The following is a 19,042-nucleotide window of genomic DNA, read 5'->3' on the forward strand; positions in this document are numbered from 1 at the left end:
AGCCCTTCGCCCCGGACCCTGACGGGTTTCCGGGGCGAAGGGCTGTTGGTGACGTGCGGTGCGTCAGATCCGGGTCTCGGACCGGCGGCGCATCCAGAACACCCCGCCACCGACAAGCGCGGCGGCCACCAGGCCGCCCCCGATCGCCATGTCGGTCGGCGTGGCCCCGGCGGAACTGCTGCCACCGAGACCGCCTTGGACCCCGCCGATCACCGTGAACACGGAGGTGAATGTCTTCATCCGGTTCTCACAGTTGGTGGTCACGCTGTACGAACCCGCGGTGGCGTTCGAGTTGACGGTCACCGTCGCCGTCGCGGTGTTGCCACCCATGGACCTGAACTTGACCGGCGTGAAGGCGTTCGAACTGATGGTGCTGCCGGACACGGTGCAGGCCGAACCGTTGGCCGTGAGCACCAGCTGACCGCCCGGCGCGATGACGCTCGGTGCGGCGGTGACGCTGGACGGCTGGTCCCAGGCCGAGGCCGCCGGGGCGGCGAGCCCCACCGCGGCAGCCGTGGCGGCAGCCACCACCAGGGCACGAGTAGTACGCATGTGAACCTCCGCGGAAGGCGCCCCGGGACCCGTCCCCGGTCGATCGGCGAGAAAACGCCTCCCAGACGAACCCTCAGATGCCGTGCCCGCAGCCGCATTTCGGGAATGGTCCGTCCTGGTGAGAGGACACGCCGAAGGAAGACCACACAATCAGATATTGCCGCAGGTCACGGACCGTCAGAAAAATACTTTCGCCGCCGACCCGGATGGCTCACCGATGACACGCCCACCACCCGTTCGCTGCTGCCCCGTCGCCGGTTTCCCGCCGGGCACTTAGCGTTCTCGTATGCGCGATTGACCGGGCGACGGCCGGGTCGAGAGGGGATGACGAATGTCTGCGTCCGAGCTGGCGGAAGAGGAGCAGCAGCGGAAGAAGCGCGCTCCGTGGGGCGTGATAGCGCTTGTTCTGCTGACCGGCCTCGCGCTCATTCGAAACGGTTCGGGAGAGTTCGACGTCGGTCCGCCACAGCCCGCGTCGGCGGCGGCAGCGGACAGCCACCTCCCGGGCGGCACCTTCTCCAGCGTCCCGGCCGCACTGCCGTACTCCCTGGTCGACCGGGTGCGGATCCCGGCGATCCAGGTCGACGCACCCCTGCTGCCGGTGGGTCTGGACGCGGCCGGGTGGGTGGACGCCCCACCGCCGGAGGACCCGAACCTGGCCGGGTGGTTCACCGGCGCCGTGTCGCCCGGCGAGAAGGGCACCGCCGTGATCGTCGGCCATGTCGACAACAAACAGGGGCCGGCCGTTTTCTACGGACTCGGGGCCCTCAAGAAGGGGCATCGCGTCGAGGTCCAGCGCCAGGACGGAAAGGTGGCCGTTTTCGAGATCTACGGCATCGAGGTCTTCGAGAAGAACAACTTCCCCGGCGATCGTGTCTACGGCAGTAAGAACACCCCCGAACTGCGGGTCATCACCTGCGGGGGCGGTTTCTCCAAACAGAACGGCTACGCGGGGAACGTCGTGGTGTTCGCCCGCCTGGTCGAGGTTCGCTGAGCGTTCCTGGGCCGGGCGGGCGAAAGCCCGTGGTCGGCGACGCGGTTAGGTGTAATGCCGTGTCGGTACGGTGATGTGGTACCCGGAATTGAGCAGGTCCGGCAGATAGTCGCGCAGTGCCTGGACGCTCTGCGAGCGGTTGCCGCCCGCGTCGTGCGAGAGCACCACGACACCCGGGGCGGCGCCGCGCTCGACCCGGTCGACGATGGTGCGGGTGCCCGGGGTCATCCAGTCGAGGGTGTCGACGGTCCAGGCGAGCGGATCCATGCCGAGTTCGGCGCCGAGCTGGAAGGCGGCCCGGTTCCACGCGCCGTACGGGGCGCGGAACCAGGCGGGCGCCTCGCCGCAGCCGTCCTCGATGACCTCGCTGGTGCGTTCCATCTGGGAGCGGATCTCGGAGCGGGTGAGTCGCGTCAGCAGCGGGTGGGACCAGGTGTGGTTGCCGACGACGTGCCCGTCGTCGGTCATCTCGGCGAGCAGGTCCTTGTTGTCGACCGCCATCTCCCCGCACACGAAGAACATCGCGCGGACGTCGTGCTCGCGCAGGGTTTGGAGGATGCCCGGGGTGTAGCGGGGGTCAGGGCCGTCGTCGAAGGTCAGCACCATGGTGCGGCCACGACCCGACACGCGCAGCAGCGGCTCGTGGCGTACCAGGGTGCGTCCGTGGGCGACGGCGTGCGGCGGGCCGTAGCCGGTGAGGGGTTCGAGGCGGTACGCGGAGGGCTTGAGAGCCTGATGGGCCGGGGGGCCGGCGGCGGGCCTGGCGGCCGGGGTCGTGTCCTGGCCGGTGGTGAGCAGCGCGGCCGTACCGGCCGCTCCCACGGCGGCGGCTCCGCCGATCATCAACGCCCGGCGCCGTGTGAGCAACTGATCCTTCGTCATGACTCATCAGTCGCCCGCGCCGGTCCCGGCGCCCCGCATCGACACCGGTGCGGCGGTAGGAAAACACCCGTTGGGACCAGTACTCCCCGGTCACGCCCTCCCCCGCGCGTCCGCTCCGCCCCCGGCTCCCGATAGCCTCGCAGCGTGACGGAACAGCAGCACTCACCCCAGGGCAAGCACCAGTTCGAGCGGGGCACGGACGGCCCGAAGGTCATCGTGGTCGGCGTCGACGGCTCCGACTCGTCGTTCCGTGCGGCCGCCTACGCCGCGGGGCTGGCCCGGCGCCAGCACGCGCTGCTCGCCCTGGTGTACGTACAGCCGGTGATGGCGGCGGGCGCCGCGTTCGGGGCGCCCGTGGCGGAGACGACGGACAGCATCGCGGAGGATCTCATCGCGCAGATCCGGGAGTCGACCGAGCAGGTCAAGGGGATATTCGACATCCGCTGGGAGTTCCACACCTTCCGTGGGGACCCGTACACGGGCCTGGTGAAGGCCGCCGACGACCTCAAGGCGGACGCGGTGGTCGTCGGCGCGTCCGAGCAGGCGGGCCACCGGATCATCGGCTCGGTCGCGGTCCGGCTGGTGAAGGCGGGCCGCTGGCCGGTCACGGTCGTGCCGTAGCCACGACGACGGCTCCCGGTCCCGCCGGGGGCCTGTCGCGGCGGACCGTCCGGGCCCGCGCCCCGGCTCGGGACCACGACACGGACGGGGTCGCGCCCGGTGCCCGCGCGCCCCGCGTGCGCGCCTCTTTCACATCACCTTCCTGCCGCGCCCTCGCGGGCCGACGGCGAGCGGGTGAAGCGCGTGCGGATGAGGAACCTCCCGTTCAGACCGTTCGTCGCACCGTTCGTCGACGGGTCCGACCGTCCGCCGCACACTCCGGTCCACGCTCTGTCCCGAATCAGGACCTTGCGATGCCATACGGCCATGACGGCCGGAACCACCATCACCCACGGGACGACGACCGCCGAGCACGAGCTGGCCGCGCTGCAGCGCGAGCACGGCCGACCGCTCTTCGCCCTGCTGCTGCGCCTGTGCGACGGCGACCGGCAGCGCGCCGAGGACCTGGTGCAGGAGACACTCGTCCGCGCCTGGCAGCACCCCGAGGCGCTGCGCGCCGACGATTTCGAGTCCGTACGGCCCTGGCTGCTGACCGTCGGGCGACGGCTCGCCATCGACGCGCGGCGGGCCCGGCAGGCGCGGCCCGCCGAGGTCGGGGACGCGATCCTGGAGAGCGCGCGGGTGTGCGCCGATCACGCGGAACGGTCGGCGGCGACGCTGGATGTGCGGGAGGCTGTGAAGACTCTCACTCCCGAGCACCGTGAAGTCCTGGTGCTGGTGTATTTCCACGGGGCGAGTGTGGCGGAGGCCGCGACGGCACTCGGAATCCCGCCCGGTACGGTGAAGTCCCGCGCGTATTACGCGCTGCGCGCCCTGCGCCGAGTCCTACCGGGTTATGCGGCCGACCTGCGGTGAAACCGACAGTCGGGTCAAGCCTCGGCAAAGTGCCTTGCTGAGGACCATGGTTGAGCAATCAGCTGTCTTCATCGGTGTCCGGACCGGGTGACGGTCCCGGAGCCCGGGGTCGGGCGACGCGCACGCACCGGAGGAAGGCAGGAAGGGATGCTGCACAGAGGTCAAGAGAGCACGGACGGCACCGGCGGGGGCGAACTCACCGTCCCCATGGCCTGGTTGTACGCCGAGTACATCGCCGACGAGCTGTTGCGGACGGGCGACCTGATGCCGCCCACGTCCTTCGAGTTCCGTGCCGGCAGAGACGCGCTGGCACTCACCATCTTCCTGTCCGACACCAGTGGTGAACTCTCGGGCATCCGGGTCATCACTCAGCTGGAGAAGTGGCTTTCGCTGACGGCGTACGACCAGCCCTGGCAGGACTGGGTCCGCACACGTATTTCCAGGTTGGCGGCCGACGCACTCGAATCGAGAGCACCGGCCCCGGACTTGGATCTTGCCGCCGCCGCCTGGCGCTGGCTGGAGGAGACCGAGCTGCTCGCCCCGGATCTGGACGCCGTCCCGGGTGGCGGGCCCGTGCCCGGTGAGGACGACGGACCGAAGGTGTGGACCCCCGCCTGGCGGCTGGGACTGCCCCTCGGGCATCTGGCGATCCATCTTTTCTAGAATCCGACCAATCCGCGGTGCCCTCCGCTCCGAACACCTTTGGTCTCGATTCGGTATGGGCCTTGAGTGATTCCGCTGTGCGGTGCGTACCGGTGGGAGCAACACCACCCCACCCGTACCATCGGCACGAGGATTCTGCATGAGGTCCCTGGAACGGCATCGCGACGTCGGCGCATACGCGCTCGGCGTGCTCGACGAGGCGGACGCCTTCCGCTTCGAGGACCACCTCATGGAGTGCCCCCAGTGCGCGGCCCATGTGACCGAATTCGGCCCCGCCACACGGCAGTTGCTGCTGTACCGGCGAGCCACGCCGCGCTCCGTGCACCCCATGGCCCAACCCGGTCCCACTCTGCTGGACCGACTGCTCGGCGAAGTGGCGAACCGGCAGCGCGCCGGCCGTCGGCGCTGGTTGTACGCGGTCGCCGCGGCGGTGGTCTTCGCCGTGGCCGGCCCCGGCATCGCGATCATGGCGAGCGGCGACGCGGACCGGACGCAGCAGGTCACCGCGACCGACGAGCGCTCGGGCGTCTGGGCACAGGTCACCAGCGAGAACACGGTCTGGGGCAGCCAGATCGAACTGAAGGTCAAGGACGGCGCCGGCCCCCGCGCCTGCCACCTCGTCGCCATCGCGGACGACGGCACGGAAGAGACGCTGACCAACTGGAACGTGCCCGAGCACGACGCCCGGGAGAGCACGATGATGGGCGCCTCGACCCTCCACCCCGACCAGATCGACAAGTACGAGCTGCGCACCACCGACGGCCTGCACCTGGTGACCCTCGACGCCCCCTGAGCAAGTGCGCGAGGCGCTACTTGAGCAGGCGGGACATCCGGCGGTCGGCCAGCGGTTTGCCACCCGTCTGGCAGGTGGGGCAGTACTGCAGCGAGGAGTCGCTGAAGGAGACCTCGCGGACGGTGTCCCCGCACACCGGGCAGGGCTCGCCGGTCCGGCCGTGCACCCTCAGGCCGCTCTTCTTCTCCGCCTTCAGGCGTCCGGCCGCGAGGCCCCGGGAACGCTCGACCGCGTCGGTGAGCGTCGTGCGCAGTGCCTCGTACAGCCGCCGGGTCTCCTCGGGCGTGAGTGAGGAGGCGACCTTGAACGGGGACATCCGCGCGGCGTGCAGGATCTCGTCGCTGTAGGCGTTCCCCACCCCAGCGATCAGGCTCTGGTCGCGCAGCGCCCCTTTCAGCCGGCGCCGCTCCCCCGCCAGCAGACCGGCGAGGCGGGCCTCGTCGAAGTCGTCGGCGAGCGGGTCAGGACCGAGGCGGGCCACGCCGGGCACCTCCTGCGGATCGTGTACGACGTACACCGCGAGCCGCTTCTGGGTGCCGGCCTCGGTGAGGTCGAAGCCCTCGCCCGTCTCCAGGGCGACACGCAGTGCGAGCGGGCCCTTCCCGGGTTTCGGCGGGCCGTCGGGGAGGCGGTCGCGCCAGTGCAGCCAGCCCGCGCGGGCCAGATGGGTCACGAAGTGCGGGCCGCCGTCCACTGTCAGGTCGAGGAACTTGCCGTGCCGGTGCACGGCGGTGACCTCACGGCCCTCGAAGGCGGTGACCGGTGGGTCGTACGTCTTCAGGACGCTGATCGCGACGGGCAGCACGCGGACCACCTCGTGGCCCACGAGCCGTTCGGTCAGGAAGTCCCTGAGCGCTTCGACCTCGGGTAGTTCCGGCATACGTCCAGAGTGCCACCGCGCGCCGCACCGCTCAGCTCGTGGGCGGCACCACGAACTCGCACCACACGACCTTGCCGCCGCCCCGCGCCTCGACACCCCAGTCGTCGCCGAGGAGGTCGACCAGGAGCAGGCCGCGCCCGGAGACCCCGGCCTCCCCCGCCTCCCGGCGCCGGGGCAGCGCGCTGGAGGAGTCCTCGACCTCGACGCGCAGGCGACGCTCCGGGCCGCGCAGCACCCGCAGCGTGACGACCGCCGCGCCCTCGGTGTGCATCAGGGTGTTGGTGATCAGTTCATCCGCCACGAGTTCGACCTCGTCGGCCCGCTCATGGGCGCCCCAGGCCCGGACCGCCGCCCCGACCATGTGCCGGGCCTGGCTCAGCGCGTCGGGGTCGGCGGGTGCGACATGCTGCTGGAGCCGTCCGCCGGACTGTACGGCGGCCAGGCCCTGACGGCGCAGCAGAAGCAGGGCCACGTCGTCGTCCCCGCTTCGCTCGTCGGCCACCTCGATGAGGCAGTCGGCCATCTTCCAGACGCTGTCCGGGCCTGCCGCGATGAGTGCCATGAGGGTCCGCAGCCCGTCCTCCAGGTCTGCGCCGGGCTGCTCGATGAGTCCGTCGGTGCACAGCAGCAGGGTCTCGCCGGGGTCCAGTTCGAGGGTGGCCACGGGGTAGGCGAGGCGGCCGAACTCGGCGGAGAGGCCGAGCGGCAGCCCGCCGTCGACCGGGACGCGGCGGCAGGTGCCGTCGGCGCGCCGCACCAGCGGGTCGAGGTGGCCGGCCCGGACCGCCTGGACCACCCCGGTGGACAGGTCGGCCTCCGCGTACAGACAGGTCGCGAAGCGGTCCGTGTCGAGTTCGTGCAGAAAGACCGAGGCGCGGGCCATCACCGTGGCGGGCGGGTGCCCCTCGGTCGCGTAGGCCTTCAGGACGATCCGCAGCTGGCCCATGACGGCCGCGGCATGCGTGTCGTGGCCCTGCACGTCCCCGATGACCGCGCCGACCCGGCCACCCGGCAGGGGGATCACGTCGTACCAGTCGCCGCCGATGTCCCGGCCCAGCTGGCCGCCGGAGGAGGCGGCGCGGTAACGGACGGCGATGTCGGCTCCGGGCACGGTGGGGATGGTGCGCGGCAGCATGGCCTGCTGGAGGCTCTGCGCGAGATCCTTCTCCTGCTCGTAGAGCATGGCCCGCTGGAGGCTCTGGGCGATGCTGGTGCCGAGCGCGACGAGCACGGCGCGGTCCTCCGCCGAGAAGCCGTACCGGTCGTTGTAGAGCAGGCCCATCGCTCCGATCGGCCGGGCCTGCGCGATGAGCGGCAGATAGGCCGCCGAGGTGATGTTCAGGTCGGTGAGGTGCGGCCACAGGATCGGGTACCCGGCCGCGAACTCCTCCGGCGACTCGATGAAACGTGGGCTGAGGGTCCGTACGACGTCGCCCATCGGGTAGGGCTCGTCGATCCGGGTGATGCGGGTGCCGGGCACGGAGGCGCCCACCGGGCCCTCGGCGACCAGCCGGATACGGCCGGCCTCCACCAGGCCCATGACCAGACTGGCCGCCCCGAGGTGGGGGACGCCGTGGGAGTCGGTGAGGACGTCGATGACGTCCTCGACGGTGCGGGCGTGCGCGAGGGCCGCCGTGATGACCTGCACGACGTTGGTCTGGCGGCGCCTGACCTCGTCCCGGGCGGCCTGTTCGGTACGGGCCTCGCTGTCCCGCAGCTCCTGTGTGGCGTCGCGGACGAGGCCGATGATCCGGCGCGGGCGGCCCGTCTCGTCACGGCGGATGTAGCCCTGGGTGTGGGTCCAGCGCAGGGTGCCGTCGCGGCGGCGGACGCGGATGTAGGCGCCGTAGTTCTCGCTGCCGTCCTTCATGGCCTCGGCTATGACGGAATCGAGCCGCCGGCCCTCCATCGGGGGCACCCGCAAGGCCAGGCTCTCGGGGCGGCCGTCGTATTCCTCGGGGCGCAGATCGAAGATCTCGTACGCCAGGGCGTCCATGTGGAACAGGCCTGCGTCCAGGTCCCAGTCGAACGTCCCCATGCGATTGAGCGCCAGAACCGGGTCCGGGTGGGCGGGCCAGTCGTCCGGGAGTGACAGGGCGCTCGCTCCCCGATCAGCCATGCGCCCACCCTGCCAGTTTTTGGCTGATTCTTCGACTTGTCCGACGTCTTTCGCTGGGCGACTCTCACTCGCCGACGCCCTCGCACAGGTCGTACGGAACATAGGAGCCGTACGCGGTGGGGGTCTCGTCGGGAATCAGGCCGCCGCCGTCGGGAAGGTCGGGGATCTCCGGGACGGTGTCGGGGCCGACGTCGTCACAGGAGTCCTGGGCCGTACCGACACCGAGGTCGTCCGGGGACACGACGTCCGCTCCCGGCGGGTCGCTGTCCCAGCCGCCGACGAGCAGAGCCGCGGAGAGTGCACAGGCCGTGACAAGGGTTCGGTGCATCCCCCATTGTCTGCGTCGCCCACTCGGCCTACGCAAGCCGAGATGGTCACCCAGCGTCACAATGGAGGGAAAGAGAGAGAAAAGGGAGAAGGGAGGACCGGGGCATGGAGTGGTTCACCGCACCCGACTACTGGCTGAGCCGTCTGCTCCTCCAACGCGGCCTGGCCTGCGTCTACCTCGCTGCTTTCCTGGGCGCGGCCCTCCAGTTCCGGGCGCTCATCGGCGAGCGGGGCATGCTTCCGGTCCCCCGGCTGGTCGCCCACCTGCCTTTCGGACAGGCACCGAGCGTGTTCCAACTCCACTACTCCGACCGCTTCTTCGCCTGCTGGTCCTGGACGGGCTGCGCGGTGTCGGTGGCGCTGCTCGCGGGACTGGACGGGCAACTCCCCCTCTGGGGCGGGATGTTGCTGTGGTTGCTGCCATGGGCGATGTATCTGTCGATCGTCAACGTCGGTCAGACCTGGTACGGCTTCGGCTGGGAGTCGCTGCTCCTGGAGACCGGCTTCCTCGCCGTCTTCCTGGGCAACGACGAGGTCGCGCCGCCCATCGTCGTGCTGTTCCTGCTGCGCTGGATCCTGTTCCGCGTCGAGTTCGGCGCAGGCCTGATCAAGATGCGCGGCGACGCGTGCTGGCGGAAACTGACCTGCCTCGACTTCCACCATGAGACACAGCCCATGCCTGGCCCGCTGAGCTGGTACTTCCACCGTCTTCCGAGGCCGGTGCACCGGATCGAGACGGCCGCCAACCATGTCACCCAACTCGCCGTCCCCGTCCTGCTGTTCACCCCGCAGCCGGTGGCGACCGCCGCCGCGTCGCTGATGGCCGTCACCCAGTTGTGGCTGGTTCTGTCGGGCAACTTCGCCTGGCTGAACTGGATCACGATCGTGCTGGCCCTGTCGGCGGTGCGTCTCCCGGACACGGCGCCTACGTCTGTCCCCGACACCCCGCTCTGGTACGAGATCGTGGTCCTGACCGTCGGGACGGCGCTGGTGGCCCTCAGCTACCGTCCGGTCCGCAACATGCTCTCGCGCCGCCAGGTCATGAACCGCTCCTTCGACCCGTGCCACCTGGTCAACAGCTACGGCGCCTTCGGCAGCGTCAGCCGCATCCGGTACGAGGTGATCGTCGAGGGCACGGCCGACGAGATACCGCGCGAGGACTCCGGCTGGCGGGAGTACGAGTTCAAGGGCAAGCCGGGCGAACCGGCGTGCCGGCCACGCCAGTTCGCGCCCTACCATCTGCGGCTCGACTGGATGATGTGGTTCGCCGCGTTGTCGCCCGCGTACGCCGGTTCGTGGTTCGGCGCGCTGGTCGAGCGGCTACTGGAGAACGACCCCGACACGCTCCGGCTGTTGCGCCGCTCCCCGTTCCCGCCGGACGCGCCCCCGCGCCATGTCCGCGCCCGACTCTTCCGGTACCGGTTCACGACCTGGCGGGAACGCCGGGCGACGGGTGCGTACTGGGAGCGGGTGTACGTACGGGAGTTCATGCCGCCGACGCGGCTGGCCGGGTCGGTTCAGAGGCCGTAGACGCGGGTCGCGGTGCCCGCGAAGACCTGCTCGCGTTCGCCCGTGTCGAGGGAGGCGGTCAACTCCTCGGCCAGGGACACCACTTGGCCGTAGGACGCGGCGAGCGTGCACACCGGCCAGTCCGAGCCGAACATCAGCCGGCCGGGGCCGAAGGCGTCCAGGGCCGTGTCCGCGTACGGGCGCACGTCCTCGGTCGTCCAGGAGGCGTGGTCCGCCTCGGTGACCAGGCCGGATAGCTTTCCCACGGCGTTGGGCGGGGCGGCCAGGGAACGGAGGTCCGAGGCCCAGGGTTCCAGCGTGCCGGAGGCGATCGGCGGCTTTCCCAAGTGGTCCAGGACGAAGGTGAGTTGAGGCAATGACCTGACCGTCTCGACGCACGCGGGCAGCTGGTGCGGGTGGACGATCAGGTCGTACACCAGGCCCGCTTCGGCGACAGCGGCAAGACCTCGGCGCACGTCCCGGCGCAGCAGCCACTCGGGATCCGGCTCGCCCTGAACCTGGTGGCGGATGCCCTTCAGGTACTCGCCGCCGGGGAGTTCACGCAGCCTGGCCAGCTCGTCGGCGATGTCGGGACGCGTCAGGTCCGTCCAGCCGACGACGCCCGCGATCGGCTCGTGCTCCGCCGCGAGCGTCAGGAACTCCGGGGTCTCCTCGGGCACGGTGATCGTCTGGACGAGGATAGTACGGCCGACTCCGGCCGTGCGGGCGTCCCGCGCGAGGTCCTCCATGGTGAAGTCCCGACGCAGTGGACTGTCCTCGGCGATCCAGTCCTGGTCCCGGACCGACAGCTCCCACACATGGTGGTGCGCGTCGACGACCGTCACGGCAGCTCCCAGACGACCGGCAGCCCCGACTCCGCGCCCTCGGTGGAGTAGTCGTGCACCACGTCGAGAAGTTCGGCCATCCGTGCCTGCCAGGCCACGTTGACCGGCAGTTTCTCCAACTCGGCGAGGAGGCGGCCGTAGTCCGCGCACTCCAGGACATGGAAGAGGTCGGTGCCGCTGCGCCAGATCGTCCAGGAGGTGGCCCCGGCGGCGCGGATCGCGTCGGTCAGCTCGACGGGCACCTCACGGTGGGCGGCGTCGTACTCGGCGACGCGGTCGGCGCGGACCCTGGTGTGCAGGGCGACTCTCATGACGGCTCCTGAGACGGCTCGTCGGCGGACAGCAGGCCGGTGTCCTTGAGCTCCTGCCAGAAGGCCTCGGGCACGGGCACCGCGAACTGCTCGGCGCAGTCACGGACTTCGGCGGCCGAACGAGTGCCGACGAGGACGCCGGCGACGGCCGGGTGAGCCGCGCAGAAAGCGAGCGCGGCGGCGCGCAGGGTGATGCCGTGCCGGTCGGCGACGGCGTTCATGCGCAGGGCGCGGTCCAGCAACTCACCTGACGCGGTCGCGTAGTCGTAGGTGGCTCCGGGCCTGGGGTCCGCCAGCAGACCGGAGTTGAAGGCGCCGCCGATCACCACGGACGTGCCACGTTCGACCGCGGCCGGCAGGAGTTCGGTGAGCGCGCTCCGGTCGAGGAGCGTGTAGCGGCCGGCGCACAGCACCACGTCGACGTCCGTGTCCCGGACGAAGCGGGTGAGCATCTCCGCCTGGTTCATCCCCGCGCCGATGGCGCGCACGACGCCTTCCGAGCGGAGTTTCTCCAGCGCCGGGTAGGCCTCGCGGAAGGCGGCCTCGGCATGGTCGTCGGGGTCGTGGAGGTAGACGACGTCGACGTGGTCGACGCCGAGCCGCTCCAGGCTCGCCTCCAGGGTGCGGCGAACGCCGTCGGCGCTGAAGTCCCAGACCCGGGTGTGGGTGGCGGGGACCGCGAAGCCGCCTGCGAGGTCGTCACCGGCCGGGGCCCCGGCCGGCTCCAGGCGCCGGCCCACCTTCGTGGAGAGGGTGTACGCCGAGCGCGGGTGCTCGCGCAGGGCCGCGCCGAGGCGGCGTTCGGAGAGGCCGATGCCGTAGTGCGGCGCGGTGTCGAAGTAGCGGATGCCGACGTCCCAGGCGGCGGACACGGCGTCGTGCGCCTGTTCCTCGGTGACCTCGGTGAAGAGGTTGCCGATGGCGGCGGCGCCGAAGCCCAGGCCGGTGATCTCGACGCCGCTGCGGCCGAGCGCGTGCACCGGCATGGGCACGGGTGCGGACCCGGGGAGGCTCTCTGACGTGTTGTTCGGCATGTTCACCGGCCCGCCGGGCGCAGCCGCAGGCCCTGCATGCCGCCGTCGACGGCGAGCGCGGTGCCGGTGGTGGCGCCGGACAGGGGGCTCGCCAAGTAGGCGATGGCGCCCGCGACTTCGGCTGCCGAGACCAGGCGGCCGGTGGGCTGGCGGGACTCCAGCGCGGCGCGTTCTGCGGCGGAGTCGGGGGCCGCGTCGAGGAGACGGCCGATCCACGGAGTGTCGACCGTCCCCGGGTTGACGCAGTTCACGCGGACACCCTCACGCACGTGGTCGGCGGCCATGGCGAGGGTCAGCGAGTACACGGCGCCCTTGGTGGCGCTGTACAGGGCGCGCTGCGGCAGGCCGGCCGTGGCCGCGATCGAGCAGGTGTTCACTATGGCGGCGTGCGCCGAGTTCCGCAGGTGCGGCAGCGCGGCGCGGGCCACGCGGACCATGCCGAGCACGTTGACGTCGAAAACGCGGTGCCATTCCTCGTCGTCGTTGTCCTCGACGGTGCCCTGGGCGCCGACGCCGGCGTTGTTGACGACGATGTCGAGGCCGCCGAGATCGGCCACGGCCGCGGCGACCGCCTCCCGTACGGACGTGTCGTCGGTGACGTCCGCCTTGTGTCCGAGCAGCGGTTCCTCGACCGACGACGGGTCCAGGTCGAGGACTGCGACCTGGGCGCCGCGTGCCGCCAGCAGTTCCGCGGTGGCCCGGCCGATGCCGGACGCGCCGCCCGTGACCAGCGCCTTGAGACCCTCGAAGTCGGTCATGCGGCGTGCCCCTTCTCCTTCGCCAGGTCGGCGGCCCAGAAACTGCCGCCGGGGAACGTGTACTCCGCGACGGACTCGGGCCGCATGGTCGCGGAGAAGCCCGGCGCGGTCGGTGCCAGGTAATGACCTTGCCTGACCACCACGGGGTCGAGGAAGTGGTCGTGTAGATGATCGACGTACTCGATGACCCGGTTCTCGGTCGTGCCGGCCAGCGCCACGTAGTCGAACATCGACAGGTGCTGGACGAGTTCGCACAGGCCGACGCCGCCCGCGTGCGGGCAGACGGGGACACCGAACTTGGCGGCGAGAAGCAGGATGGCGAGGTTCTCGTTGACGCCGCCGACGCGGGCCGCGTCGATCTGCACGATGTCGAGGGCGTCGGCCTGGAGGAGTTGCTTGAAGACGACGCGGTTCTGGACGTGTTCGCCGGTGGCGACCTTGACGGGTGCGACGGCCCGGCGGATCGTGGCGTGGCCGAGGATGTCGTCGGGGCTGGTGGGCTCCTCGATCCAGTAGGGGTCGAACTCGGCGAGCGCCTTGGTCCAGCGGATCGCCTCGTCGACGTCCCAGCGCTGGTTGGCGTCGATCGCCATACGGATGTCGGGGCCGACGACACTGCGGGCGACCCGGCAGCGGCGCATGTCGTCCTCAAGGTCCGATCCGACCTTGAGCTTGATCTGTGTGAAGCCGTCGGCGACGGCCTCGGCGGCGAGCCGGGTGAGCTTCTCGTCGTCGTAGCCGAGCCAGCCGGCGGAGGTGGTGTAGGCGGGGAATCCCGTCGCCAGCAGCTCGGCGGTGCGATCGGCGGCGCCCTCCCGGCCCCGGCGCAGCAGGTCGAGGGCCTCCTCGGGGGTGAGCGCGTCGGTGAGGTAGCGGAAGTCGATCTGCCGGACGAGCCACTCGGGTTCCGCCTCGGCGAGCAGCCGCCACAGGGGCCGGCCGGCCCGTTTCGCGGCGAGATCCCACACGGCGTTGACGACGGCGCCGATCGCCATGTGCATCACGCCCTTCTCGGGCCCGAGCCAGCGCAGCTGACTGTCGCCGATCAGGTCGCGGTTCAGGGTGCCCGGGTCCGCGCACAGCTCGTCGACGGACCGGCCGATCACATGACCGCGCAGCGCGTCGATCGCGGCGACCTGGACCTCGTTGCCCCGCCCGATGGTGAAGGTGAACCCGTGCCCCTCGTGCCCGTCGGCGGCGTCGGTACGCAGCACGACGTAGGCCGCCGAGTAGTCGGGGTCGGGGTTCATCGCGTCGGAGCCGTCGAGCTCCCGCGAGGTGGGGAACCGGATGTCGTAGGTGTCGACCGCGGTGACGCGGGCGGGAGTCGGTGACACGGAAGGCCTTTCGGTTGGGTGTAAGGGATCAGTCCTGGGCTCGGCCGGTGGTGAGACGGGCGATCACGAGTGCGAGCAGGATGATTCCGCCGTAGATGGCGTCGATCCAGAAGGACGGCACCTGGGCCAGGGTGAGCATGGTCTTGACCACGCCCAGCAGGAGAACGCCGGTCAGGGCCCCAAACATGGTGCCCCGGCCGCCGTCGAGGCTGATGCCTCCGATGACAGCGGCGGCGAACACGGTGAAGATCATGTTCTCGCCCTGGTTCGCGCCGATCGCGCCGACGTAGCCGGTGTACATGAGTCCACCGACCGAGGCGAGGACACCAGCGACGACGTAGACCCCCAGGCGGACCCGGTCGACTCGGATGCCCGCGGCGCGCGCCGCTTCCAGGTTGCCGCCGATCGCGTACAGCGACCGGCCGACCCGGTGGTACTTGAGCACCAGCCCGGCGACGGCGAACGCCGCGGCGGCGAGCCACACCGACAGGGGGATGTGCAGGAAGGTGGTGGTGGCCAGCGAGAAGAACGCGTCCGGCATGCCGAACAGCGTCTTGCCCTTGGTTGCCCCGACGAGGAGTCCGCGCAGGACGATCAGCATGGCGAGGGTGACGATGAACGCGTTGAGCTTCACCTTCACCACGAGAAAGCCGTTGAAGGCACCGACGACCGCGCCCACCAGGGGGATGGCCAACAGAGCGACGCCCACGGGGAGTTCGGTACCCCAGCCGGCCTGGGCCGCCGGCAGCACCAGGAGCGCCGCCACCGCAGGCGCGATGCCGACCATCGATTCGAGCGACAGGTCGAACTTACCGGTGATGAGCACCAGCGACTCGGCGAGTACCACCATCGCCAGCGCGGCGGACGAGGCCAGGATGGAGATCAGGGTGGCTTCGGTGAAGAAGGAGTCGTTGAGGACGGAACCGAGCAGCAGTAGCAGCAACAGCGCTGGAACCAGGGCGAGTTCGCGCGCCCGTCGCAGCAGCACGGTCCTCGCCGACCGCACGTTGGGCACTGGCGCCGTCCTCGCCGGTGAGGCCTTCGTGTCAGCCATGGTCCACTCCTTCGATGGAGGCGATCAGCTCGTGGTCGCGCCAGCCCGCCGGGTGCTCGGCGACGACGCGGCCGTGGAAGAGAACGAGGACGCGGTCGCAGCGGCGCAGATCGTCGAGTTCGTCGGAGACGACCAGGACGGCGGTGCCGTCCTCGCTGGCGCTGTCCATGCGCGCGAGGAGGGACTCCTTCGACTTCACGTCGACGCCCGCGGTGGGGTTGATGAGGACGAGCAGTTTGGGGTCGGAGGCGAGTGCGCGGGCCATGACGACCTTCTGCGCGTTGCCGCCGGAGAGGTCGGACACGGGCTGGTCAGGGCCCTCGGTGTGGATGTCGAGACGGTCGATGAGGCCTGCGGCGAAGCCGCGTTTGCGGCTCTCGGAGACGAAGCCGTACCGGCCGAGGCGGCGCAGGACACTCATGGTGGCGTTGTCCCCGACGGTCATGCCGGAGACCAGCCCCTCCTCGTGCCGGTCACGCGGCACACAGGCGACGCCCGCCGTCAACGCCGCCTGCACATCGCCGAACGGCAGCCGTTCGCCGTCGAGTCGGGCGCTGCCACCGGTGGGTGTGCGCAGTCCGGCGAAGGACTCGGCCAGCTCGATCTTGCCGCTGGCGCTGGAGCCGGCGAGCCCGACGACCTCACCGCGGCGCACGGTCAGGTCGATGTTCTCGTACGCCGGTGAGGTGAGCCCCTCGGCTGCCAGCAGCACCGGCGCCCCGGGCTCGACTCCCTTGGGAGTGAAGGCCTGTTCGGCGATCGACTCACCGGCCATGGCCTCTACCAGGGCCTGGCGCGGAAGGTCGGCGACGGGGGCGGTGGTGATCCAGCGGGCGTCGCGCAGGACGGTCACCGTCTGGCACACCTCGTACACCTCCTGGAGGTGGTGCGAGATGAACAGGAAGGTGACGCCGGAGTCCTGGAGTGCGCGCATCCGGGTGAAGAGCCGGTCGATCTCCCGGCTGTCGAGCTGGGCGGTCGGTTCGTCGAGGACGATGAACCGGGCGCCGATGCTCAACGCCCGGGCGATCTCCACCATTTGGCGGTCCTCGACCTTGAGCTCGGCGGTGCGGGCCTCCGGGTCGACGTGGACGTCCCAGGTGTCGAGGAGTTCGGCGGCCTCGGCGCGCAATCGGCGCCAGCTGATCGCGCCGCCTCGGCCGGTGGGTTGCCGGTTGATGAAGAGGTTCTCGGCGACCGTCAACTCGGGGACGACAGTGGGTTTCTGGTAGACGCAGGCCACCTTGGAGCGCCAGGCGTCGCGGTCGGCGAGCGGAGGGGCGGGCCGGCCGTCGAAGCTGACCGTGCCCTCGTCGGGGGTCTGGAGGCCGGTGAGGATGGTGACCAGGGTGGATTTTCCGGCGCCGTTGCGGCCGACGAGGGCGTGCGACTCACCCGGCAGGACGGTGAGCCGGCCGCCCTGGAGCGCGGTGGTGGGGCCGTACCGCTTGGTGATGTCACGCGCCTCGACGAGCGGTACGGCGGCGGTGTGTGGGTTCTCCCGTGGCTGGCTGTTCATCCGACCGTGTTGCCCCAGAGCGCGCTGTCGTCGACGTTGTCCTTGGTGACCAGGGGGGCGGGCAGCTGGTCCTCCAGGATGCCGCTGGGCAGCTTGACGATCGTGGAGCCGTGGTCGGTCGGGCCCGGCTTGAAGGTCTTCCCCTCCATCGCGGCCTTGATGTAGAACATGCCGTATTTGGCGTAGAGGTCCGCGGGCTGCGAGACGGTCGCGTCGATCTCACCCTTGCGGATCGCGTCGAACTCCTGCGGGATGCCGTCGTTCGAGACGATGGCGATATGCCCGGGCTGGCCCGCCTTCTTCAGCATCCCCTTGGACTTCAGGGTCTGGAGCGTGGGCGCGAGGTAGACCCCGCCGGCCTGCATGTAGATGCCCTTGAGGTCCGGGTTGGCGTTGAGCAGTGTGTCGAGCTTGGAGGCCGCGGTGTCCGACTCCCACTTGGCGGGGATCTCCAGCACCTTGAGCTTCGGGAACTTCGCCTTCACACAGGCCCGGAACGCCTCCGACCGGTCACGGCCGTTCACCGACGCGAGATCGCCCATGATCTGGACGACCTTGCCCGAGGTGATGTGCTTGCCCAGGTACTCGCAGGCCTGCTCGCCGTACGCGACGTTGTTGGCGCGTACGACCATGGCGACCTTGCCCTTCTCGGGCGCCACGTCGACGGCCACGACGGGCACGCCCTTGCGTTCGGCCTGGTCGAGTCCTGCCTCGATGGCGGCGCTGTCCAGAGGCGCCACCACCAGGCCCTTCACACCCTGGTTGAGCTGGTTGTTGATGTCGGTGATCTGCTGCGCCGGGTCGCTGTTGGAGTTGACGGTCTTCAGCGTGTCGACGCCCTCGGCCTTGGCCATCTTCGGCACATAGTCGTTGTACGCCTGCCAGAACGGCGACGTCAGCAACGGGAGGATCACCCCTACCTTGCCGGTCCCGCCACCGTCGTTGCCACCCGAGGCGACGCTGTCCTTGGTGCTGCCGCAGGCGCTGAGCACCAGCCCGGCACAGGCGGCCACGGCCACCGCGCCGACGCCGGTCGTCCTGCGTCGCTTCTTCGGGTTCCCCACTGTTCTGTCGAACATCTGACAGCTCCTCGTTGAGCGTGATCGAGCGGATGACCGCATATTTATCAGACCACTTCCAGGTTAGAACACCCCACAGGGCCAAATTTTCCTCAATTGGACCTGTAGTGGTCCGACCACTCTACTGGTTAGACTGCGGCGGCACCCGGCGACAGGAGGACACGGCGTGGACGAGATCCCGGCCGTCAGCACAGAGGCCGCCCCGCAGAAGGGCAGCGTGACGCAGCGCGCCATCGAGCAGATAAAGGCGATGATCGGCGAGGGCCGCCTGGAACCCGGCCAGCGGCTGCCCACCGAGCGTGATCTCGCCGTCCGACTGGGCATCTCGCGCAGCTCGATGCGGGAGGCGATCCGGGCGCTCACCGTGATGGGCGTGCTGGAGGCCCGGCACGGCTCGGGTATCTACGTGACCCAGCTGGAGGCCGGCGATCTGCTGGAGACCTTCGGTGTGGTCGCGGATCTCTCGCGGGGCCCGCGGCTGGCCGAGCTGCTGGAGGTCCGGCGCATCCTGGAGTCGACGGCGACCGCGCTGGCCGCCGCACGGATCACCCCCGACCAGCTCGCGGAGGTGGAGAAGCACCTCACGGCGATGAACGCCACCGACGATCCCGAGGAGATCCTCGCCCACGACCTGGCCTTCCATCGCGCGATCACCGCCGCGGCCGGGAACGACAGCATGGCGGCGATCCTGGAGGGCCTCTCCTCCCGCACCTTCCGCGCCCGCGTCTGGCGCGCCTACCAGGAGGAGGGCGCGTTCGCGCGCACGCGGCGTGAGCACGCGGCGATCCACCGTGCGCTGGTCGCCCGCGACCCGGAGGCGGCCCGAGCGGCAGCGGCGGCGCACGTGGGGGAGGTGGAGCAGTGGTTGCGGGGGCAGCACGACGCTCCGCTGGGAGGGCCGTGACTTGTC

20 protein-coding genes are annotated in these 19,042 nt (G+C 70.4%); 7 read left to right on the forward strand and 13 right to left on the reverse strand.

Annotated elements, in window-relative coordinates; all coding sequences use genetic code 11:
- Window positions 1–63: 63 nt before the first annotated feature.
- Window positions 64–552, reverse strand: a complete 489-nt coding sequence (locus QA861_RS04855; RefSeq protein ID WP_334586954.1) for a hypothetical protein — start codon at window positions 550–552, stop codon at window positions 64–66.
- A gap of 331 nt (window positions 553–883) precedes the next feature.
- On the opposite strand from QA861_RS04855, the gene QA861_RS04860 reads away from it, so the two are divergent.
- Window positions 884–1,546, forward strand: coding sequence for a class F sortase (locus tag QA861_RS04860; protein ID WP_334586955.1), 663 nt, complete (start codon window positions 884–886; stop codon window positions 1,544–1,546).
- A gap of 45 nt (window positions 1,547–1,591) precedes the next feature.
- On the opposite strand, the gene QA861_RS04865 is transcribed toward QA861_RS04860, so the two are convergent.
- Complete coding sequence (locus tag QA861_RS04865) at window positions 1,592–2,428, reverse strand: polysaccharide deacetylase family protein (protein ID WP_334586956.1); 837 nt, start codon at window positions 2,426–2,428, stop codon at window positions 1,592–1,594.
- Window positions 2,429–2,572: 144 nt separating this feature from the next.
- On the opposite strand from QA861_RS04865, the gene QA861_RS04870 reads away from it, so the two are divergent.
- From QA861_RS04870 to QA861_RS04885, 4 genes are all read left to right on the forward strand, one after another.
- Window positions 2,573–3,049, forward strand: a complete 477-nt coding sequence (locus tag QA861_RS04870; RefSeq protein ID WP_334586958.1) for a universal stress protein — start codon at window positions 2,573–2,575, stop codon at window positions 3,047–3,049.
- Between the two features lie 306 nt (window positions 3,050–3,355).
- Window positions 3,356–3,904 (forward strand): sigma-70 family RNA polymerase sigma factor, encoded by a 549-nt coding sequence (locus tag QA861_RS04875; protein WP_334586959.1) that lies wholly within the window; start codon window positions 3,356–3,358, stop codon window positions 3,902–3,904.
- 147 nt (window positions 3,905–4,051) lie between these two features.
- Window positions 4,052–4,567 carry a hypothetical protein gene (locus QA861_RS04880; protein ID WP_006377621.1) on the forward strand — a complete coding sequence of 172 codons (516 nt, stop codon included), beginning with the start codon at window positions 4,052–4,054 and terminating at the stop codon, window positions 4,565–4,567.
- A 139-nt stretch (window positions 4,568–4,706) separates the two neighbouring features.
- Window positions 4,707–5,360: a zf-HC2 domain-containing protein gene (locus tag QA861_RS04885; RefSeq protein ID WP_334586960.1), complete on the forward strand. Its 654-nt coding sequence runs from the start codon at window positions 4,707–4,709 to the stop codon at window positions 5,358–5,360.
- Between the two features lie 16 nt (window positions 5,361–5,376).
- Here QA861_RS04885 and QA861_RS04890 read toward each other — a convergent pair whose 3' ends face one another.
- From QA861_RS04890 to QA861_RS04900, 3 genes are all read right to left on the reverse strand, one after another.
- Window positions 5,377–6,240, reverse strand: a complete 864-nt coding sequence (locus tag QA861_RS04890) for an Fpg/Nei family DNA glycosylase (RefSeq protein WP_334586961.1) — start codon at window positions 6,238–6,240, stop codon at window positions 5,377–5,379.
- Between the two features lie 31 nt (window positions 6,241–6,271).
- On the reverse strand, window positions 6,272–8,359 hold the full coding sequence (locus QA861_RS04895) for a SpoIIE family protein phosphatase (RefSeq protein WP_334586963.1): 2,088 nt from the start codon (window positions 8,357–8,359) through the stop codon (window positions 6,272–6,274).
- Between the two features lie 64 nt (window positions 8,360–8,423).
- Window positions 8,424–8,687, reverse strand: coding sequence for a hypothetical protein (locus tag QA861_RS04900; protein ID WP_334586965.1), 264 nt, complete (start codon window positions 8,685–8,687; stop codon window positions 8,424–8,426).
- Between the two features lie 104 nt (window positions 8,688–8,791).
- Here QA861_RS04900 and QA861_RS04905 point away from each other — a divergent pair, with 104 nt between their 5' ends.
- Window positions 8,792–10,216, forward strand: a complete 1,425-nt coding sequence (locus QA861_RS04905; RefSeq protein WP_334586967.1) for a lipase maturation factor family protein — start codon at window positions 8,792–8,794, stop codon at window positions 10,214–10,216.
- Here the strand turns inward: QA861_RS04905 and QA861_RS04910 are convergent.
- From QA861_RS04910 to QA861_RS04945, 8 genes are read right to left on the reverse strand one after another with little or no spacing between them, the layout of a single operon-like run.
- Complete coding sequence (locus QA861_RS04910; protein ID WP_334586969.1) at window positions 10,204–11,040, reverse strand: amidohydrolase family protein; 837 nt, start codon at window positions 11,038–11,040, stop codon at window positions 10,204–10,206. The genes QA861_RS04905 and QA861_RS04910 overlap by 13 nt on opposite strands.
- Complete coding sequence (locus QA861_RS04915; RefSeq protein ID WP_006377637.1) at window positions 11,037–11,351, reverse strand: L-rhamnose mutarotase; 315 nt, start codon at window positions 11,349–11,351, stop codon at window positions 11,037–11,039. Before QA861_RS04915 ends, QA861_RS04910 begins: the two co-directional genes overlap by 4 nt.
- On the reverse strand, window positions 11,348–12,337 hold the full coding sequence (locus QA861_RS04920; protein WP_443041542.1) for an aldo/keto reductase: 990 nt from the start codon (window positions 12,335–12,337) through the stop codon (window positions 11,348–11,350). The genes QA861_RS04915 and QA861_RS04920 overlap by 4 nt, the downstream gene beginning before the upstream one ends.
- Window positions 12,338–12,387: 50 nt before the next feature.
- Window positions 12,388–13,143, reverse strand: a complete 756-nt coding sequence (locus QA861_RS04925) for an SDR family NAD(P)-dependent oxidoreductase (RefSeq protein ID WP_334586971.1) — start codon at window positions 13,141–13,143, stop codon at window positions 12,388–12,390.
- Complete coding sequence (locus QA861_RS04930; protein WP_334586972.1) at window positions 13,140–14,480, reverse strand: L-fuconate dehydratase; 1,341 nt, start codon at window positions 14,478–14,480, stop codon at window positions 13,140–13,142. Before QA861_RS04930 ends, QA861_RS04925 begins: the two co-directional genes overlap by 4 nt.
- Before the next feature lie 28 nt (window positions 14,481–14,508).
- Window positions 14,509–15,534, reverse strand: coding sequence for an ABC transporter permease (locus QA861_RS04935; RefSeq protein ID WP_334586973.1), 1,026 nt, complete (start codon window positions 15,532–15,534; stop codon window positions 14,509–14,511).
- Window positions 15,527–17,053, reverse strand: a complete 1,527-nt coding sequence (locus QA861_RS04940) for a sugar ABC transporter ATP-binding protein (RefSeq protein ID WP_334586974.1) — start codon at window positions 17,051–17,053, stop codon at window positions 15,527–15,529. The genes QA861_RS04935 and QA861_RS04940 overlap by 8 nt, the downstream gene beginning before the upstream one ends.
- Window positions 17,050–18,132 carry a sugar ABC transporter substrate-binding protein gene (locus QA861_RS04945; protein ID WP_334586975.1) on the reverse strand — a complete coding sequence of 361 codons (1,083 nt, stop codon included), beginning with the start codon at window positions 18,130–18,132 and terminating at the stop codon, window positions 17,050–17,052. The genes QA861_RS04940 and QA861_RS04945 overlap by 4 nt, the downstream gene beginning before the upstream one ends.
- A 166-nt stretch (window positions 18,133–18,298) precedes the next feature.
- Here QA861_RS04945 and QA861_RS04950 point away from each other — a divergent pair, with 166 nt between their 5' ends.
- On the forward strand, window positions 18,299–19,036 hold the full coding sequence (locus QA861_RS04950) for a FadR/GntR family transcriptional regulator (protein WP_334586977.1): 738 nt from the start codon (window positions 18,299–18,301) through the stop codon (window positions 19,034–19,036).
- Window positions 19,037–19,042 lie beyond the last annotated feature (6 nt).

Origin of the sequence: Streptomyces sp. B21-083 (genome assembly GCF_036898825.1) — a bacterium.
GTDB lineage: Bacteria > Actinomycetota > Actinomycetes > Streptomycetales > Streptomycetaceae > Streptomyces.

Coding starts and splice junctions, on each gene's coding strand:
- QA861_RS04905 (WP_334586967.1), top strand. CDS start 8,792: ATGGAGTGGTTCACCGCACCCGACTACTGGCTGAGCCGTCTGCTCCTC.
- QA861_RS04900 (WP_334586965.1), bottom strand. CDS start 8,687: ATGCACCGAACCCTTGTCACGGCCTGTGCACTCTCCGCGGCTCTGCTC.
- QA861_RS04895 (WP_334586963.1), bottom strand. CDS start 8,359: ATGGCTGATCGGGGAGCGAGCGCCCTGTCACTCCCGGACGACTGGCCC.
- QA861_RS04920 (WP_443041542.1), bottom strand. CDS start 12,337: ATGCCGGTGCACGCGCTCGGCCGCAGCGGCGTCGAGATCACCGGCCTG.
- QA861_RS04860 (WP_334586955.1), top strand. CDS start 884: ATGTCTGCGTCCGAGCTGGCGGAAGAGGAGCAGCAGCGGAAGAAGCGC.
- QA861_RS04865 (WP_334586956.1), bottom strand. CDS start 2,428: ATGACGAAGGATCAGTTGCTCACACGGCGCCGGGCGTTGATGATCGGC.
- QA861_RS04925 (WP_334586971.1), bottom strand. CDS start 13,143: ATGACCGACTTCGAGGGTCTCAAGGCGCTGGTCACGGGCGGCGCGTCC.
- QA861_RS04875 (WP_334586959.1), top strand. CDS start 3,356: ATGACGGCCGGAACCACCATCACCCACGGGACGACGACCGCCGAGCAC.
- QA861_RS04880 (WP_006377621.1), top strand. CDS start 4,052: ATGCTGCACAGAGGTCAAGAGAGCACGGACGGCACCGGCGGGGGCGAA.
- QA861_RS04890 (WP_334586961.1), bottom strand. CDS start 6,240: ATGCCGGAACTACCCGAGGTCGAAGCGCTCAGGGACTTCCTGACCGAA.
- QA861_RS04935 (WP_334586973.1), bottom strand. CDS start 15,534: ATGGCTGACACGAAGGCCTCACCGGCGAGGACGGCGCCAGTGCCCAAC.
- QA861_RS04885 (WP_334586960.1), top strand. CDS start 4,707: ATGAGGTCCCTGGAACGGCATCGCGACGTCGGCGCATACGCGCTCGGC.
- QA861_RS04915 (WP_006377637.1), bottom strand. CDS start 11,351: ATGAGAGTCGCCCTGCACACCAGGGTCCGCGCCGACCGCGTCGCCGAG.
- QA861_RS04940 (WP_334586974.1), bottom strand. CDS start 17,053: ATGAACAGCCAGCCACGGGAGAACCCACACACCGCCGCCGTACCGCTC.
- QA861_RS04945 (WP_334586975.1), bottom strand. CDS start 18,132: ATGTTCGACAGAACAGTGGGGAACCCGAAGAAGCGACGCAGGACGACC.
- QA861_RS04855 (WP_334586954.1), bottom strand. CDS start 552: ATGCGTACTACTCGTGCCCTGGTGGTGGCTGCCGCCACGGCTGCCGCG.